Genomic DNA, 16,404 nt, shown 5'->3' on the forward strand with positions numbered 1-16,404 from the left:
GCCGCCCCGGCTCCAGTGCCGGTTTCCGCGGCGCGCGCCGAGCGCGACGCCATCGCGTCAGCGGCCACCGCCGGCGCGCTCCGCCGCCAGAACCGTGGAGTTGACCCCACCCGGCGTGCTCGGCACATCGCGGCGGCCCTCAATGTGGGAATCTTCGATTTCGGGTTCTACTGGGTCACCGCCGTGACCGGTGACGGCACCATCGTCGTCGCCAACAGCTACGGGATCGGATACATCCCCGCGAATGTGGCTCTGCCGGAAGGTGTTCAGATGGCCTCGGCGGACGAGAGCATTCCGGTAGCCGAACGCGCCAGGTGGGCCACCTACCCGATACTGGCCGTGCAGGGGTGGGCGCGACACCACACCCAGCACCTGCGGTGCGTGATCGCCACGGAAGACCAGTTCGAGGGGTTCGATCCGGGTGCGCCGAAGATCATCCTGCAGCCCGACGACATTCCCGATAGCGGTGTGATGCAGGGGCGGCCCCGCTTGGAGGTGATTGCGCCGGGCTCGGCCTCCAAGCTCGCTGCCACCAGCGACGAGAGTCTCACGACGTTGTTGCCGCCGCCCCAGACCGACGTCGAGCCGCCTGCCGACAACCTGCTGAAGCTGTGGTTCGCAGTTTCGAAGCCCTTGCTGAGCAAGGCCACCGGCCGGGCTAAGGCACATCTGGAAGCCTTCGCCGCCTATTCCGACCACGCGATGGAGTTGGCCCTGCACAAGGCTCAAACCGAGCCCGCCGCCGACTTGCAGCGATCGGCAATCGCGGACTGGGTGTACTGGCAGCACCAAGGCAGCATGATTTCCGAGGCGCTCGAAACCGCCGAGTTCTCATGACGGCTCGCGGCGGGAGAGCTCAGTCCCGCTAGAGATCGAGGGGATCGGCGGAGTCGCTGGTCGCGGGTGCTTTCGCCGAGGGCGCCTCCGGCACCGGTGCCCGTTCGTCGTTCGACGAAACCGCGTCGGCTCCTGCCTCGTCCGGCTCGGCTGCGTCCTCAGCACTAGGTTGGGCTACCGTCTCGGCGCGATGCTCACCATCGCTGTCGGGGTCGGCTAGTGACTGGCCCCGATCCGCTCCGTTCCCGCCGGACTGGCCGCCCAACTGACCGAACTGCTGGACACCCTGCATCAGACCCTGCGGAGCCGACGAGGCCATGCCCATCGCCTGCGTGGGTGCCTGAACGGCCTGGCCGGCCGTCTGGGTCACGGTGCCGAGCACCTGCCCGAATTGCCCCATGCCCGAGCCTGCGCCACCACCCGATCCAGCCGCAGGGACGCCGGCCGGTGCCAAACCCGTGTCCGCGACGGTTCTGATCTCCTGTCCGCCGGTGTCATCGGTTGTCTGGTAGCTGTTGCGGGCGGCCTCGAGGTTGGCGGCAAAGCGTTCCTCGCGCGCACGGGTTTCTGCCACCGCGGCGGTCAACGATGTCGCAAGTTCCGGCATGACCGCCGCGATCAACGTGCTCATCGGGTCAGCGCCCGGCGCGACGGTAGGCAGGGGTGGCACGGTGACATCGGCTGGGTCCCAGGTCAGCGCAGGTGTCTCTACCCGCAGCGGCGGCTGCTCACCCATCGGTCACCCTCCCCATATCCCCTCCTGCGACGCACGACAGTCGTAGCTCCGAGATTACCGGAGTCCGTGAACCTTCCCCCGCACGAAACCGGGCGACCCGGCTCGCCGCCGCCGTGTCAGCGGCCCCGGGCACAATCCCCGCAACGGTCCAAGCCCGAAGACGGAGACCCCTTGCTTGACCTGATGCTCCCGCTGCAATGCGGTGGTTGCGGTGCCCCCGCGACCCGGTGGTGCGCTGACTGCTCCAAGAGCTTGGCCGTCGGGCCCGATCAGCCGCATCTGATCACACCCCGGCTGGACCCCGGTGTGCCCGTGCTGTCACTGGGCCGCTACGCCGGCCCGCGGCGCAAGGCCATCATCGCGGTCAAGGAGCACGGCCGCACCGACCTGATCCCCCCGCTGGCCGCAGCCCTGCGAGACAGCCTGGACCACCTGCTGAGCTGGGGGATCCTCGACACCCCGCTGACCGTCGTCCCCGCTCCCACCAGGCGTTCGTCGGCGCGGAGACGTGGGGGTGACCCGGTCACCCGCATCGCTGAACTGGCCACAGCACAGCACCCGGGCCTGGTCGTGGTGCCTGCACTTCGCCTCAAGGCGTTCACCCGCGACTCCGTGGGCCTGTCCAGCGCGGCCCGGCAGCGCAACATCACCGGCCGCGTCCGCGCCACCGCGACAGTGCGCGGGCCGGTGGTGCTCGTCGACGACGTCGTAACCACCGGCGCCACCGCGGCCGAATCGGCGATGGTCCTGCAAACCCGCGGAGCCCACCTTGTGGCGGTTCTTGCCATGGCAAACGCCTGAGCGTGATTACCCGGGGATCAATCCGGCGTGAAGAACTGAAAACAGGTCTGCCGAATTAGTGGCACGACGGGGTGAACACGGACTACCGTCGGCACCAACGAACCGTGAACAAGCCACGGCGGCGCTCCCGACGGTGATGCGCCGGTATCGCGCCAGCGGTAGGAGGTGAGTCCTCGACACCTTGCACCGGCGAGCGGCGCGACCAACCTAATGCCCCGTCGGAGCAACTTCTTCCCAGCCGGGCACGCACAGGGCGTGCGTAAGCGAGAGAGAATCGAGTTGCCAAGCATGTCAAGTTATTCCGTGGATACCGACAGCGCCATGGTGATGGACGAGGAGCCGAGCGAGGCCACCGGCAACGCCGAAGTGGCGGTCACCGGCCGTAACGTCGAAGTCCCCGACCACTTCCGCCAACACGTCGCCGAGAAACTGTCGCGCCTGGAACGATTCGACCGCACCATCTACCTCTTCGACGTCGAGCTCTACCACGAGAAGAACCGACGGCAACGGAAGAATTGCCAGCACGTCGAGATCACCGCCCGCGGACGCGGCCCGGTCGTGCGCGGGGAGGGCTGCGCCGAGAGTTTCTATGCCGCGTTGGAGGCAGCGGCAGGCAAACTCGAATCCCGGCTGCGCAAGAGCAAGGACCGCCGCAAGATCCACTACGGCGACAAGCGGCCGGTGTCCCTGCACGAAGCCACCACCCTCGATCACCTCGACGCCGCCTTCGCCGTACCGACCACGCCGACGGCGCCGCCGAGCACCGACGGCCAGGGCGAGGCCGTCGACGACCACGAACCCGGCCGCATCGTGCGCACCAAGGAGCACCCCGCCACGCCGATGAGCGTCGACGACGCGCTCTACGAGATGGAGCTGGTCGGGCACGATTTCTTCCTGTTCCACGACAAGGACAGCGACAAGCCCTGCGTGGTCTACCGGCGGCACGCCTACGACTACGGGCTGATCCGGCTGGCCTGACCCCGGCCGGCCCGACCCAGCTGGGCTGCTCCGGCGCGCGAACCCACCCCAGGTGCCGGTTCGCGCGCCGGATACACCCGTACGATGGTGTCCGTCCACCGGTGACGAATCCATCGAGGAAAAAGGTTTAAGCGTGCTCTCGAAGTTGCTCCGTCTCGGCGAAGGCCGCATGGTCAAACGCCTCAAGGGGGTGGCTGACTACGTCAACACCCTGTCCGACGACGTCGAGAAGCTCTCCGACGCCGAACTGCGCGGCAAGACCGACGAGTTCAAGAAGCGCATCGCCGACGGCGAGGACGTCGACGACCTGCTGCCCGAGGCCTTCGCCGTGGCCCGTGAGGCCGCCTGGCGGGTGCTCAACCAGAAACACTTCGACGTCCAGGTCATGGGCGGTGCGGCGCTGCACTTCGGCAACGTCGCCGAGATGAAGACCGGTGAGGGCAAGACCCTGACCGCGGTGCTTCCCGCCTACCTCAACGCGTTGACCGGCAAGGGCGTGCACATCGTCACCGTCAACGACTACCTGGCCAAACGTGACGCCGAGTGGATGGGCCGCGTGCACCGCTTCCTGGGCCTGGACGTCGGCGTGATCCTGTCGCAGATGACCCCCGACCAGCGGCGCGCCGCCTACAACGCGGACATCACCTACGGCACCAACAACGAGTTCGGCTTCGACTACCTGCGCGACAACATGGCGCTGCGCCTCGAGGACTGCGTGCAGCGCGGCCACTACTTCGCCATCGTCGACGAGGTCGACTCCATCCTCATCGACGAGGCCCGCACGCCGCTGATCATCTCCGGGCCGGCCGACGGCGGCTCGAACTGGTACACCGAGTTCGCCCGCCTCGCGCCGCTGATGGAGAAGGACGTCCACTACGAGGTCGACATCAAGAAGCGCGTCGTGGGCGTGCATGAACTCGGGGTGGAGTTCGTCGAGGACCAGCTGGGCATCGAGAACCTCTACGAAGCCGCCAACTCGCCGCTGATCAGCTACCTGAACAACGCCATCAAGGCCAAGGAGCTCTTCGAGCGCGACAAGCACTACATCGTGCGCAACGGCGATGTGCTGATCGTCGACGACTTCACCGGCCGCGTGCTGGTGGGCCGGCGCTACAACGAGGGCCTGCACCAGGCCATCGAGGCCAAGGAACACGTCGAGATCAAGGCCGAGAACCAGACGGTGGCCACGATCACCCTGCAGAACTACTTCCGCCTCTACGACAAGCTCGCCGGCATGACCGGCACCGCCGAGACCGAGGCCGCCGAGCTGCACGAGATCTACAAGCTGGGCGTCGTCCCGATCCCCACCAACCGGCCGATGGTCCGTGAAGACCAGTCCGATCTGATCTACAAGACCGAGGAGGCCAAGTTCATCGCGGTCGTCGACGACGTCGTCGAACGCCATGAGAAGGGCCAGCCGGTGCTGATCGGCACCACCAGCGTGGAGCGCTCGGAGTTCCTGGCGCGCCAGTTCCAGAAGCGCCGTATCCCGCACAGCGTCCTCAACGCCAAGTACCACGAGCAGGAAGCCGGCATCATCGCCGAGGCCGGCCGGCTCGGCGCGGTCACCGTCGCCACCAACATGGCCGGCCGCGGCACCGACGTGGTGCTCGGCGGCAACGTCGACTTCCTCCTCGACCGCCGGCTGCGTCAGCGTGGCCTGGATCCCGTGGAGACGCCCGACGACTACGAGACCGCCTGGCACGCGGAACTGCCGGAGGTCAAAGACGAGGTCTCCGCCGAGGCCAAGGACGTGCGCGCCGCCGGCGGCCTGTACGTGCTGGGCACCGAGCGCCACGAGTCGCGCCGTATCGACAACCAGCTGCGCGGCCGTTCGGGCCGTCAGGGCGACCCGGGCGAGTCGCGGTTCTACCTGTCGCTGGCCGACGAGCTGATGCGCCGCTTCAACGGTGCCACCCTGGAGACGCTGCTCACCCGGCTGAACCTGCCCGACGACGTGCCGATCGAGGCCAAGATGGTCTCGCGCGCCATCAAGAGCGCCCAGACGCAGGTCGAGCAGCAGAACTTCGACATCCGCAAGGAAGTCCTCAAGTACGACGAGGTGATGAACCAGCAGCGCAAGGTCATCTACGCCGAGCGCCGCCGCATCCTCGAAGGCGAGAACCTCGCCGAGCAGGCCCACAAGATGCTCGTCGACGTCATCACCGCCTACGTCAACGGCGAAACCGCCGAGGGCTACTCCGAGGACTGGGATCTGGAGAAGCTGTGGGAGGGCCTCAAGCAGCTCTACCCGGTGGGGATCGACCACCACGACCTGATCGACTCCGACGCCGTCGGCGAGCCCGGTGAGTTGACCCGCGACGAGCTGCTCGACGCGTTGATCGCCGACGCCGAGCGGGCCTACGCCGCGCGTGAGTCCGAGATCGAGTCGGTCGCCGGGGAGGGCGCGATGCGTCAGCTCGAGCGCAACGTGCTGCTCAACGTGCTCGACCGCAAGTGGCGCGAACACCTCTACGAGATGGACTACCTGCGTGAGGGCATCGGCCTGCGCGGGCTGGCCCAGCAGCGCCCCGAGGTGGAGTACGCCCGCGAGGGCTACGACATGTTCGTCGGCATGCTCGACGGCATGAAGGAGGAGTCGGTCGGCTTCCTGTTCAACGTCCAGGTGGAGGCGGCACCCGCGCCTGCCGTCGCACCGGTGTCGGCGCCGTCCGGTCTGGCCGAGTTCGCCAAGTCGGCGGCCGAAGCCGCCGAACAGCGCGGCGGCGTGGCCACCAAGGAGCGCACGGCGTTGCGGGCCAAGGGGATCGACGACGAGGCCAGGCCGTTGACCTACAGCGGTCCGTCCGAGGACGGCGGCGTGGAGGTCAAGCGTTCCGGCGGCGACAAGCCGGCCGCCGGTGGCGGCACCCGCCGGGAGCGCCGCGAGGCCGCCCGCCAGCAGGGCCGTCACTCCAAGGGCAACCGCCGCCGCTGACCGCGGAAAGAGTGCGGCGGCTCCGAGCCCGCACCGACTAGCCGATCTGCAGCGCGACGATCCGCCAGCCGCTCCGGTGCCGTTCGATGCGCCCCGCCACCGCGTGCACCCGGCCGCAGCGCAGGAACGTCGCGAAGATCTCCGCGGCGGCGACCTCGGCAGCACCGGTGTCGACGCTTCGCGCCCGCACCCGGCCCAGCTTCGCGGTGCCGCGATGCGCGTTGGCGGCGCGGGCGATGATCCCCTCGACCAGAACCGGCGTCATCAGCGCCCGCAGCTGGGCCACCGGCCGGCGCCGGTCGATCACCTCGACGATCTGACGCAGCGCGGTCTCGGCGAACACCACAGCGTTCCTCGGGGGTGCAGGTTCCCCCGGGCGTGCAGGCAGTCTGCGGGCCGGGCGCTGGGCGGGCCGGTGCAGGCTGTGCGGGATGGGTGCCGGGCAGGCCGGAGCGCCCGAGCCGAGCGGCTCGGGTGCGGGTTCGTAGTCGATGACCGGCGCGGTGCTCCACTGCGCAGCAGACTGCTCGACAGGTGATGCGGGCATGCAGACTCTCCAGGATCGAACGGACGCGTGGCGGGGCCTGACCCCGCAGGTGCGTCTGCTGGAGAGTGGCAGACCACTTCATGATCGCACGCAATTCAGACACCCTGTAGCACCCGTTGTTCCCGCGGTGAGAATGTGCCGATAACGTGGCAGGGTCTGACTGTGGGCGAGTTGAGGGGAGGCCGCCGCCGCAATGGTGACGAGGTTGTCGGCATCTGATGCGTCCTTCTACCGCTTGGAGAACTCGTCGACGCCGATGTATGTCGGCTCGCTGCAGATCCTGCGCAAACCCCGAAACGGCCTGAGCTACGAGACGCTCCTCGAAACCGTCGAACGGCGGCTGCCGCAGATTCCGCGCTACCGGCAGAAGGTGCGTGAGGTGACGCTCGGGCTGGCCCGGCCGGTCTGGATCGACGACCGCGACTTCGACATCACCTACCACATCCGCCGCTCGGCGCTGCCCTCGCCGGGCAGTGACGCACAGCTGCACGACCTGGTGGCGCGGCTGGGCTCCCGGCCGCTGGACAAGTCCCGGCCGCTGTGGGAGATGTACCTGGTCGAGGGCCTGTCCAAGAACCGGGTCGCCATCTACACCAAGTCGCACCAGGCGCTGGTCAACGGCATGACCGCGCTGGAGATCGGGCATGTGATCGCCGACCGCACCCAGAAGCCGCCGGAGTTCGGCGAGGACATCTGGATCCCGGGGCGTGAACCGAGCGACCGCCAACTGGTCTTCGGCGCGCTGGGGGAGTGGATCACCCGCCCCACCGCGCAGGCCACCGCGGTGCGCAACGCCGTCGCCGACACCGTGACCAGCAGCGCGCAGATGCTCGACCTCGGCCGCCGGGTCGCCGACGTGGCCCGCACCGTTGCCCGCGGCACCGCTCCGAGCAGCCCGCTGAACACCCGGGTCTCGCGCAACCGGCGCTTCTCGGTGGCCTCGGGCAGCCTCGAGGAGTTCCGCGCCGTCCGGGCCCGCTACGACTGCGACATCAACGACGTGGTGCTCGCCATGGTCTCCGGTGCGCTGCGGAACTGGCTGCTGTCCCGCGGCGAACCGGTGACGACGTCGACCAGGGTGCGGGCGATGGCGCCGATGTCGGTGTATCCGGACGCCGAGATCGACTCGACCGGGCCCGGACAGGCGATCAGCGAGGTGAGCCCGTTCCTGGTCGACCTTCCGGTCGGCGAGTCCAACGCGGTGGTACGGCTGACCCAGATCGCTCACACCACCGAATCGCACCCCACCGCGTCGAGCCTGGTCGACGCCCGCACCATCGTCACCTTGTCGGGTTTCGCGCCGCCCACCCTGCACGCGATGGGCATCCGGGTGGCCACCAGCTTCTCGGCCCGGCTGTTCAACCTGCTGATCACCAATGTGCCCGGCGCCCAGAAGCAGATGTACGTGGCGGGCACCAAGCTGTTGGAGACCTACGCGGTGCCGCCGCTGCTGCACAACCAGGTGCTCGCGATCGGCGTCACCTCCTACAACGGCATGCTCTATTTCGGGATCAACGCCGACCGCGACGCGATGGCCGACGTCGACATGCTGCCCAGCCTGCTGCGTGAATCGCTCGACGAATTGATCGAGGCCGCGCAGTAAACGCGCAGTAACGAGGGGTCCAGACCTAGAATCTGCGGGTGGGCACCAAGACCGCCAAGTCCGGCAAGCACAAGAAGGCCAAGATACCCAAGCATGTCTATGAGGCCGAACTTTTCCGCCTGCAAACCGAATTGGTGAAGCTCCAGGAATGGGTCCGCGAGACCGGCGCACGTGTCGTCATCGTGTTCGAGGGACGGGACGCGGCCGGCAAGGGCGGCACCATCAAGCGGATCACCGAATACCTCAGCCCCCGCATCGCGCGCATCGCCGCGTTGCCCGCTCCGTCGGATCGTGAACGGGGACAATGGTATTACCAGCGTTACGTCGAGCATTTGCCGGCCCGCGGCGAGATCGTGCTGTTCGACCGGTCCTGGTACAACCGCGCCGGGGTGGAGCGGGTGATGGGGTTCTGCACCCCGGCCGAGCACATGCTGTTCCTGCGGCAGACACCGATTTTCGAGCAGATGCTCATCGACGACGGGGTGCTGCTGCGCAAGTACTGGTTCTCGGTGTCCGACGACGAACAGCTGCGCCGGTTCCGTTCGCGGCTCAATGATCCGGTGCGCCAATGGAAGCTCTCGCCGATGGATCTGGAGTCGGTGTACCGCTGGGAGGAGTACTCGCGGGCCAAGGACGAGATGATGGTGCACACCGACACCCCGGTCAGCCCCTGGTTTGTGGTCGAATCCGACATCAAGAAGCATGCCCGGCTGAACATGATCTCCCATCTGCTGTCGACCATCGAATACCACGACGTGGAGCTGCCCACGGTCGACCTGCCGGACCGTCCGATCATCGGGAACTACCGGCGCCCGGCGCGGGAGCTGTCGACCTATGTGCCTGATCACGCGTCGGCCTTGATGGGGGACCTCGAATAGCCCGTAGCGGCTACCCTCGGCGACGTGCGTGTCTATGTCCCGGTGACCCTGGCCATGTTGGTCCGGCTGGTCTCCGACGAATCGGTGCAGCCTGTGAACGGGACGGCCTTCGCCGTCACGCCGACCCTGCGGGAGGCCTACGCGCAGGGCGACGACGACGAGCTGGCCGACGTCGCACTGCGGGAGGCCGCGCTGGGCTCGCTGCGGCTGCTGGCCGACGACGCCGACGACGATTCCGCCGAGACGCTGCCGTCGCGGCGCGCGGTGCTGGAGGCCGAGCTCGACGATGGGGCCGAGGAAGTCAGGCTGCGACCCGATCTGGACGACGCCGTGGTGCGGGTGGCCGGCCTGATCCCGCTGAAACGGGTGATCGCCGCCTACGTCGACAACGCTGCGGCCGAGCCGGCGGTCAAGGCCGCCATCGAGGTGATCGACGCCGCGGATCTGGGTGACGAGGACGCCGAGCTGACCGTCGGTGACGCGCAGGATCATGATCTGGCCTGGTATGCGCCGCAGGAACTGCCGTTCCTGCTCGAGCTGCTCTGAAGGCTGGATACGCGACCGTAAGTTACGGTACCGTAGGTAGTCGTGTACGGGTCCACCTTCGGCGTCCCGTAGCCAACCGAACACCCGGCAGGAGCCGCATGGCCAAGAGCACCGTCAAGACCACGGCCAGGGTCGTCGACACCGTCCGGCCCACCGTTTCCGGAGCCGCGCAGCGGCCCGGCTGGCACCTGCTGCGCACCGTCGCGGCCCGCATCACCACCCCGTTGCTGCCCGACGACTACCTCAAGCTGGCCAATCCGCTCTGGTCGGCGCGCGAGCTGCGCGGCCGGGTCGTGGAGGTGCGCCCCGAGACCGTCGACACGGCCACCCTCGTCATCAAGCCGGGTTGGGGTTTCTCGTTCGACTACCAGGCCGGCCAGTACATCGGCATCGGGCTGCTGGTCGACGGCCGGTGGCGCTGGCGGTCCTATTCGCTGACCTCGCCGGCCGCCGACCGGTGGGAGCGCGGGCCGGGCCGGCGCACCATCGCCATCACCGTCAAGGCCATGCCGGAGGGCTTCCTGTCGTCGCACCTGGTCGGTGGCGTCGAGCCCGGAACGATCGTGCGGCTCGCCGCTCCGCAGGGTAACTTCGTGATGCCGAATCCCGCACCGTCATCGGTGCTTTTCCTCACCGCCGGATCGGGTATCACTCCGGTGATGTCGATGTTGCGCACCCTGGTTCGGCGCGGCCAGCTCGGTGACGTCACCCACATCCACTCGGCGCCGACGGGTGCCGACGTGCTGTTCGCCGACGAACTCGGTGAGCTGGCGGCCCAGCATCCCGGCTACCGGCTGCACCTGCGGGCCACCCGCACCGAGGGTCGTCTGGACCTGGACCGGCTCGGCGAGGTGGTGCCGGACTGGCAGAGCCGTCAGACGTGGGCGTGCGGCCCGGAGGCGATGCTGGGTGCCGCCGAGCGGGCCTGGGCTGCCGCCGGGATTCCCGAGCAGCTGTTCCTGGAACGGTTCGCCGCCTCGCGGGCTCCGGTGCACGGGGGCGGGGGCACCGTGGAGTTCGCCCGCGCGGGCAAGGCGGCGACCGTGGATGCGGCGACGTCGCTGATGGATGCCGGTGAGGCGGCCGGTGTGCAGATGCCGTTCGGTTGCCGGATGGGGATCTGCCAGTCCTGTGTGGTGGGGCTGCTCGACGGGCATGTCCGTGATCTGCGCACCGGTGCCGAGCATGAGCCGGGCAGCCGGGTGCAGACCTGTGTGTCGGCGCCGTCGGGCGATTGCGTGCTCGATGTGTAGGCTTTACTGGAGAGTAACCTACGGCTACGTAGGTTACTGTAGCGTAGGAATGCGAGAGGAGGGCTGAAGATGGCAATCACCGATGTACCCGAATTCGCGCATCTGACCGATGCGGACATCGAGAACCTGGCGCGCGAACTGGACGCGATCCGGCAGGACGTCGAAGACTCCCGCGGTGCGCGCGATGCGCGCTACATCCGCCGGACCATCGCCGCCCAACGGGCGCTGGAGGTCACCGGCCGGCTGCTGCTGGCGGGCAGCTCCAAGCGCGCATTCTGGTGGGCCGGTACGACGACGCTGGGCGTGGCCAAGATCATCGAGAACATGGAGATCGGCCACAACGTCATGCACGGTCAGTGGGATTGGATGAACGATCCCGAGATCCATTCCTCCACCTGGGAATGGGACATGAGCGGAGCGTCCAAACACTGGCGCTTCACCCACAACTTCATGCACCACAAGTACACCAACATCCTGGGCATGGACGACGACGTGGGCTACGGCGTCATCCGTGTCACCCGCGACCAGCGGTGGAAGCCGTTCAACCTCAGCAACCTGTTCTTCAACACGCTGCTGGCCATCGGGTTCGAATGGGGAGTCGGGCTGCAGCACCTGGAGCTCGGCAAGATCTTCAAGGGCCGCGACGACCGCAAGGCCACCATGGTGCGGGTGCGGGAATTCAGCGTCAAAGCCGGCAACCAGGTGGCCAAGGACTATGTCGCCTATCCGGCGCTCACGTCGCTGTCGCCGCACGCGTCGTTCAAGTCGACGCTCAAGGCCAATGCGGTGGCCAACGTCATCCGCAATGTGTGGGCCAACGCGGTGATCTTCTGCGGTCACTTCCCCGACGGCGCAGAGAAATTCACCAAGACCGACATGGTCGGCGAGTCGCGGGGCGAGTGGTACCTGCGCCAGATGCTGGGCAGCGCGAACTTCGAGAACGGCCCGGCGCTTCGCTTCATGAGCGGCAACCTGTGCCACCAGATCGAGCATCACCTGTTCCCGGACCTGCCGAGCAACCGCTATTACGAGATCTCGGTGCGGGTGCGGGAGCTCTGCGACAAGTACGACCTGCCCTACACCACCGGGTCGTTCCTGGTGCAGTACGGCAAGGCGTGGCGCACTATCGCCAAACTGTCACTGCCGGACAGGTTCCTGACCGACACCGCCGACGACGCACCCGAGACGCGCAGCGAGCGGATGTTCGCCGAGTTGGAGGCCGAGCAGCGCGGCGGCCTGAAGTCGGCCATCGCGGCGGTACGGGCGCGCCGGCGTGCCAAGCGGGCCGCTGCCCGGTCCGAACTGGCAGCCTAGGCTCATCCCCGCCGCCCTGCCCTGTCGTCTGCTACCCGGCGCCTGCACTGGGTGGCCGTTGGTCACACACTGCTCATGGCCCGGACACTCGATGTTTGCCTGCCGCGCATCTAGCCTGCGGCACAATCACACTGGTCGCGAACCAGGACGGGTGCGAAGCCAGCCACACCGCACCGCGCGGCCCGGCTAGACGAAGGGAGCGGTCGGGGTTGCGTCGCATCGTCGTGATGACTGCGGTGCTGATGCTCGCTCTGGTCAGCGTGCCCCCTGCGCTGGCAGTCGCGCCGCCTTCGATCGACCCCGACGCGGTACCGCCTGATGAGACCGGGCCCGACCAACCGTTTGAACAGCGTCGCCTGTGCGCGGTCCCGACCACGCTGCCGGGCTCGGATTTTCGGGACCCCCCGTGGTCCAGCGACTATCTGGACATTCCGGGAGCTCACCAGTTCGCGACCGGTGCCGGGGTGACGGTCGCTGTCATCGATACTGGCGTCAACGCCTCACCGCGTGTGCCGGCCGAGGCTGGGGGCGACTTCGTCGACGAGGCAGGTGATGGGCTGTCTGACTGCGATGCCCACGGCACGCTCACCGCGTCGATCATCGCGGGCAAGCCCGCAACGGTCGAGGCGCTTCCCGGCTTTGAGGATGCCTCGGCCGACGGAGCCGACGATGCCGAACAGGCTCCCGACGACGCGGGTGACGGCGAAGTCGACGACGGAGCACTGCCTACGCCGACTGTCGCGCCTCAGGACGCAAACGATGCGTTCGTCGGTGTGGCACCCGACGCCCAGCTGATCTCGCTGCGCCAGACATCGGAGGCCTTCGAGCCGGTCGGCCCCCAAGGCAACGGAGACGACCCGGACGCTACCCCGGCAGCCGGTTCGATCCGCAGCTTGGCCCGGTCAGTGGTCCACGCCGCCAACCTGGGCGCGACCGTGATAAATATCAGCGAAGCAGCCTGCTTCAAGGTCACCAGACAGGTCAATGAGTCCACGTTGGGCGCAGCGCTGAACTACGCCGTCAACGTGAAGGGGGCCGTCGTCATCGTCGCGGCGGGGAACACCGGTGGCGACTGTGTTCAGAACCCGCCCCCCGATCCGGCCAACCCCGGCGACCCGCGCGGCTGGGAGGATGTGCAGACGGTGGTCACGCCGGCTTGGTATGCACCCATGGTGCTCACGGTCGGCGGAATCGGCCCGGACGGAACGCCGAGTCCGTTCTCCATGCACGGGCCATGGGTGGGTGCGGCAGCTCCAGCGCAGGACATTGTCGCGTTGGGCGGTGACGGGCAGCCGGTCAACGCGCTACAAGGAGAAGAGGGCCCGATCCCCATCGCTGGGACCTCTTTTGCTGCGGCATACGTCTCCGGCCTGGCTGCCCTGCTACGCCAACGTTTTCCAGAACTGACGCCCGCGCAGGTCATCAACCGGATCACCGCCAGTTCACGACATCCCGGCGGCGGGGCAGACAACGCGGTCGGTGCCGGCGTCATCAACCCGGTGGCCGCGCTGACCTGGGATATACCGCTGGGGCCCACTGCCGCGCCGATCAACGTCAAACGGCTTCCGCCGCCGGCGCCCCCGATGCCCCCCGATCGGGGCCCGATCACTGCGGTAGCAATCGGTGTCGCAGGAATGACCCTGGCGTTCGCGTTGGCCGCGCTGGCCGGACGGGCGCTGAGACGCAGATGAGGAACCGGCTGCATCGAATTCCGTTACGGTTCAGTACCGGACACGCAGTGTGTGTCGCTGCGCTGGCTCCCTTCGTGACCGCGTTGTTTCTCGATACCCGTTACGAGAGTTGGGCAATGGGCGTGATCGCGCTGGCCGTGGTTCTGGCTCTGATCACGTTCCGCGGTCGACGTCTCAGCGGCTGGGTTGCAGCGCTGGCCGCGTGGCTTTGGCGACGCCGTAGAGCCGCGGAGTCACCGTCGGAGCCCGTCGTTGGGGCCACCGTGATGCCGGGCGACCATGTCGCGGTTCGGTGGCAGGGTGAATTCCTTTGTGCACTAATCGAACTCACCCCGAGACCCTTTTCACCCACCATCGTTGTCGACGGCCGTGCACGCACTGACGACGTGATCGACAGCGAGTTGCTGCAGCGACTGCTGTCGATACACTGTCCCGACCTGGAGGCCGACATCGTGTCCGCCGGGTACCGCGTTGGTGGCACCGCGACCGCTGAGATCGTGACTCGATACGAGCAGGCGATCGGATCGGATCCGGCGCCAGCGCACCGGCGGACATGGATCATGCTGCGTGCCTATCCAATGCGCACACGCCGCTCGACCAGCCGGCGTGACGACGGCGTGGCCGGGCTGATTCGCTACCTGGTGGCGTCCATGACGCGGATCGCGTTGGACCTCGCCAGCAGCGGCCTCGATGCATCGTGTGAGCGCAGTTTCGACGATTTCGACCATGCGACCGATATTCGCTTCGTGCGGGAAGGTTGGTCGAGAATCAAGGGGGACAACGCCTTCACCGCCGCCTACACCACCCCGGGTGGCCCTGATGCGTGGTGGTCGGCGAACGCCGAACACACCGTCACCAGGTTCCGGATCAGTCCGGGGAAGGCGCCGCGGTCGACGGTGCTGTTGACCACGGCGGCGAAAGTCAAGCCACCGAAGGGTTTCTCGACGGTGTCAGGCGGGCAGCGTGCCGCGCTGCAAGGCCAGGACCTCGTGCTGGATCAACACCATCTACTACCGATCGGTTCGGCCGGCGTGCTCATGGGTCAGACGCCGGATGGTCACTCGCTGTATCTGCCCTTCGACGACGTCGATGTGTGTGTCGATTTCGACGCCCCTCGCTCAGCCGCGCGGTTCGCCACGCGTGCGGCGGCTGCCGGAGGGCTCGTCACGCTGGCGGAGGAGTTGGGCGAGCTGGCCGCTGTCATCGGTGCGCACCCCGGTCCGGAGTCGAAGGTAGTGTGGTCACATGGTACGACCTTCTTCGGCCCACGCCCCGGTGTCGACCCAGTAATTCTGCGCGACAACGTCATCACCACGCCCCAGCATCGCGAGTTCATGCTGCGGCAGCCCCATCATGCGGGAAAGAAGCTTCAGAACACGGCGTTGCCGGGATAGCCGGACCCGCTCATCTCTTGGGTGATTCGGCGGTCGCCGATTGCTTTCCCGCGGCGTCTCCTGACAGCGCCCGGTCCAACAGCTCGTCGACGTGTTTCCAGTAGAGCCAGTCGGCGACGGCGGCACGCTGGCCCGTGGGGTCCTGGGCGTGGCGCGCCAGGGCGGCCGCGACTTCGGCTGCGTGGCTGGCGTAGCTCTGGAACGCACGCAGGTGCGCGACGGCCCGCTTGTCGGCGCGGCTGGCCATCGGTTTGATCACCGAGAACCAGATGAGCTGGCGGCGGTCGGTGGGCGCCGTGCCGGCATTCTCGCGTGAGTCAGCCTCGTCGTTCGGGTCAACAGGCTCAGGCGGATCGACTTTCTCCGCTGGTGGAGGTAGCAGCGAGGACAGCTCCACGTCGCCGGTCCCGGCAAGCTGCTCAGCCGCCTCCGGGGCAACCAGTTCGAGTCGGGACCGACCCGCCATCTCACCCGTATCAGGGATGTCGTCAGGCTTGAGTACCACCTTCGCGGCGCCCGGATCGGTGTCGGCGAACTGCTGCTCGGTGGCGATCACGGCGCGCAATCCGACGCCATGGTGGGCTGCCCAGCCCTGCACGGTGGCGAACGGATAGGTAGCCCAGCGGGCGCGTTCAGCCGCCGGGATCGCCTCATCGGCGCTGGCCACCTGCACCGGCGCGGGCAACTGCAGCCGGTCGGGGACGTAGGCTAGTCCGTAGCTGTTGGCCACGACGATCTGACCATCGTCGGTGACTGCGGTGACCCAGAAGAACCCGATGTCGCCGTTATCGCAGTCCGGCGCGTTGAGCGCCGCCGCGACGCGTCGCGCCATCCGGAGGGGGTCGGGGCGGCGTGCGGCTTCCGCGGTGGACGCGGCCGCGATGGCGT

General features: G+C 67.7%; 12 protein-coding genes and 2 pseudogenes. 11 read left to right on the plus strand and 3 right to left on the minus strand.

All coding sequences use genetic code 11. The annotated features are described in order from the left end of the window. A pseudogene (locus ACXAID_RS21255) lies at positions 1 to 837 on the plus strand (hypothetical protein); the annotation flags it as partial. A 28-nt stretch (positions 838 to 865) separates the two neighbouring features. Here the strand turns inward: ACXAID_RS21255 and ACXAID_RS21260 are convergent. Next, a complete protein-coding gene (locus tag ACXAID_RS21260; RefSeq protein WP_475024183.1) occupies positions 866 to 1,573 on the minus strand; it encodes a PE domain-containing protein in 708 nt (235 codons plus the stop codon). A 171-nt stretch (positions 1,574 to 1,744) separates the two neighbouring features. Here ACXAID_RS21260 and ACXAID_RS21265 point away from each other — a divergent pair, with 171 nt between their 5' ends. The 3 genes from ACXAID_RS21265 to secA all read left to right on the plus strand — a co-directional run bounded on the left by ACXAID_RS21265 (position 1,745) and on the right by secA (position 6,290). After that, positions 1,745 to 2,374 (plus strand): ComF family protein, encoded by a 630-nt coding sequence (locus ACXAID_RS21265; RefSeq protein ID WP_475024184.1) that lies wholly within the window; start codon positions 1,745 to 1,747, stop codon positions 2,372 to 2,374. A 321-nt stretch (positions 2,375 to 2,695) separates the two neighbouring features. Continuing rightward, positions 2,696 to 3,352: a ribosome hibernation-promoting factor, HPF/YfiA family gene (gene hpf / locus ACXAID_RS21270; RefSeq protein WP_475024194.1), complete on the plus strand. Its 657-nt coding sequence runs from the start codon at positions 2,696 to 2,698 to the stop codon at positions 3,350 to 3,352. A gap of 133 nt (positions 3,353 to 3,485) precedes the next feature. After that, a complete protein-coding gene (secA, locus tag ACXAID_RS21275; protein ID WP_475024185.1) occupies positions 3,486 to 6,290 on the plus strand; it encodes a preprotein translocase subunit SecA in 2,805 nt (934 codons plus the stop codon). A gap of 37 nt (positions 6,291 to 6,327) precedes the next feature. Here the strand turns inward: secA and ACXAID_RS21280 are convergent, their stop codons facing one another. Continuing rightward, complete coding sequence (locus ACXAID_RS21280) at positions 6,328 to 6,837, minus strand: Rv3235 family protein (protein ID WP_475024186.1); 510 nt, start codon at positions 6,835 to 6,837, stop codon at positions 6,328 to 6,330. Between the two features lie 193 nt (positions 6,838 to 7,030). On the opposite strand from ACXAID_RS21280, the gene ACXAID_RS21285 reads away from it, so the two are divergent. The 7 genes from ACXAID_RS21285 to eccE all read left to right on the plus strand — a co-directional run bounded on the left by ACXAID_RS21285 (position 7,031) and on the right by eccE (position 15,516). After that, positions 7,031 to 8,440, plus strand: a complete 1,410-nt coding sequence (locus ACXAID_RS21285) for a WS/DGAT/MGAT family O-acyltransferase (protein WP_475024187.1) — start codon at positions 7,031 to 7,033, stop codon at positions 8,438 to 8,440. A gap of 38 nt (positions 8,441 to 8,478) precedes the next feature. After that, positions 8,479 to 9,318, plus strand: coding sequence for a polyphosphate kinase 2 (gene ppk2 / locus ACXAID_RS21290; RefSeq protein WP_475024188.1), 840 nt, complete (start codon positions 8,479 to 8,481; stop codon positions 9,316 to 9,318). 24 nt (positions 9,319 to 9,342) lie between these two features. Then, on the plus strand, positions 9,343 to 9,864 hold the full coding sequence (locus tag ACXAID_RS21295; RefSeq protein ID WP_475024189.1) for a DUF6912 family protein: 522 nt from the start codon (positions 9,343 to 9,345) through the stop codon (positions 9,862 to 9,864). A 98-nt stretch (positions 9,865 to 9,962) separates the two neighbouring features. Then, entirely contained in the window at positions 9,963 to 11,117 is a 1,155-nt protein-coding gene (locus ACXAID_RS21300; protein WP_475024190.1) for a ferredoxin reductase, read from the plus strand. A 69-nt stretch (positions 11,118 to 11,186) separates the two neighbouring features. Beyond that, a complete protein-coding gene (locus ACXAID_RS21305; RefSeq protein ID WP_475024191.1) occupies positions 11,187 to 12,431 on the plus strand; it encodes a fatty acid desaturase family protein in 1,245 nt (414 codons plus the stop codon). Between the two features lie 227 nt (positions 12,432 to 12,658). Further along, on the plus strand, positions 12,659 to 14,122 hold the full coding sequence (gene mycP, locus ACXAID_RS21310) for a type VII secretion-associated serine protease mycosin (RefSeq protein ID WP_475024192.1): 1,464 nt from the start codon (positions 12,659 to 12,661) through the stop codon (positions 14,120 to 14,122). Then, positions 14,119 to 15,516 carry a type VII secretion protein EccE gene (gene eccE / locus ACXAID_RS21315; protein WP_475024193.1) on the plus strand — a complete coding sequence of 466 codons (1,398 nt, stop codon included), beginning with the start codon at positions 14,119 to 14,121 and terminating at the stop codon, positions 15,514 to 15,516. Before mycP ends, eccE begins: the two co-directional genes overlap by 4 nt. Before the next feature lie 10 nt (positions 15,517 to 15,526). Here the strand turns inward: eccE and ACXAID_RS21320 are convergent. Beyond that, a pseudogene (locus tag ACXAID_RS21320) lies at positions 15,527 to 16,404 on the minus strand (hypothetical protein); the annotation flags it as partial.

Source organism: Mycobacterium sp. ABE4_509 (assembly GCF_056160785.1).

Coding starts and splice junctions, on each gene's coding strand:
- ACXAID_RS21280 (WP_475024186.1), bottom strand. CDS start 6,837: ATGCCCGCATCACCTGTCGAGCAGTCTGCTGCGCAGTGGAGCACCGCG.
- eccE (WP_475024193.1), top strand. CDS start 14,119: ATGAGGAACCGGCTGCATCGAATTCCGTTACGGTTCAGTACCGGACAC.
- mycP (WP_475024192.1), top strand. CDS start 12,659: ATGACTGCGGTGCTGATGCTCGCTCTGGTCAGCGTGCCCCCTGCGCTG.
- ACXAID_RS21285 (WP_475024187.1), top strand. CDS start 7,031: ATGGTGACGAGGTTGTCGGCATCTGATGCGTCCTTCTACCGCTTGGAG.
- ACXAID_RS21300 (WP_475024190.1), top strand. CDS start 9,963: ATGGCCAAGAGCACCGTCAAGACCACGGCCAGGGTCGTCGACACCGTC.
- ACXAID_RS21260 (WP_475024183.1), bottom strand. CDS start 1,573: ATGGGTGAGCAGCCGCCGCTGCGGGTAGAGACACCTGCGCTGACCTGG.
- hpf (WP_475024194.1), top strand. CDS start 2,696: ATGGTGATGGACGAGGAGCCGAGCGAGGCCACCGGCAACGCCGAAGTG.
- ACXAID_RS21305 (WP_475024191.1), top strand. CDS start 11,187: ATGGCAATCACCGATGTACCCGAATTCGCGCATCTGACCGATGCGGAC.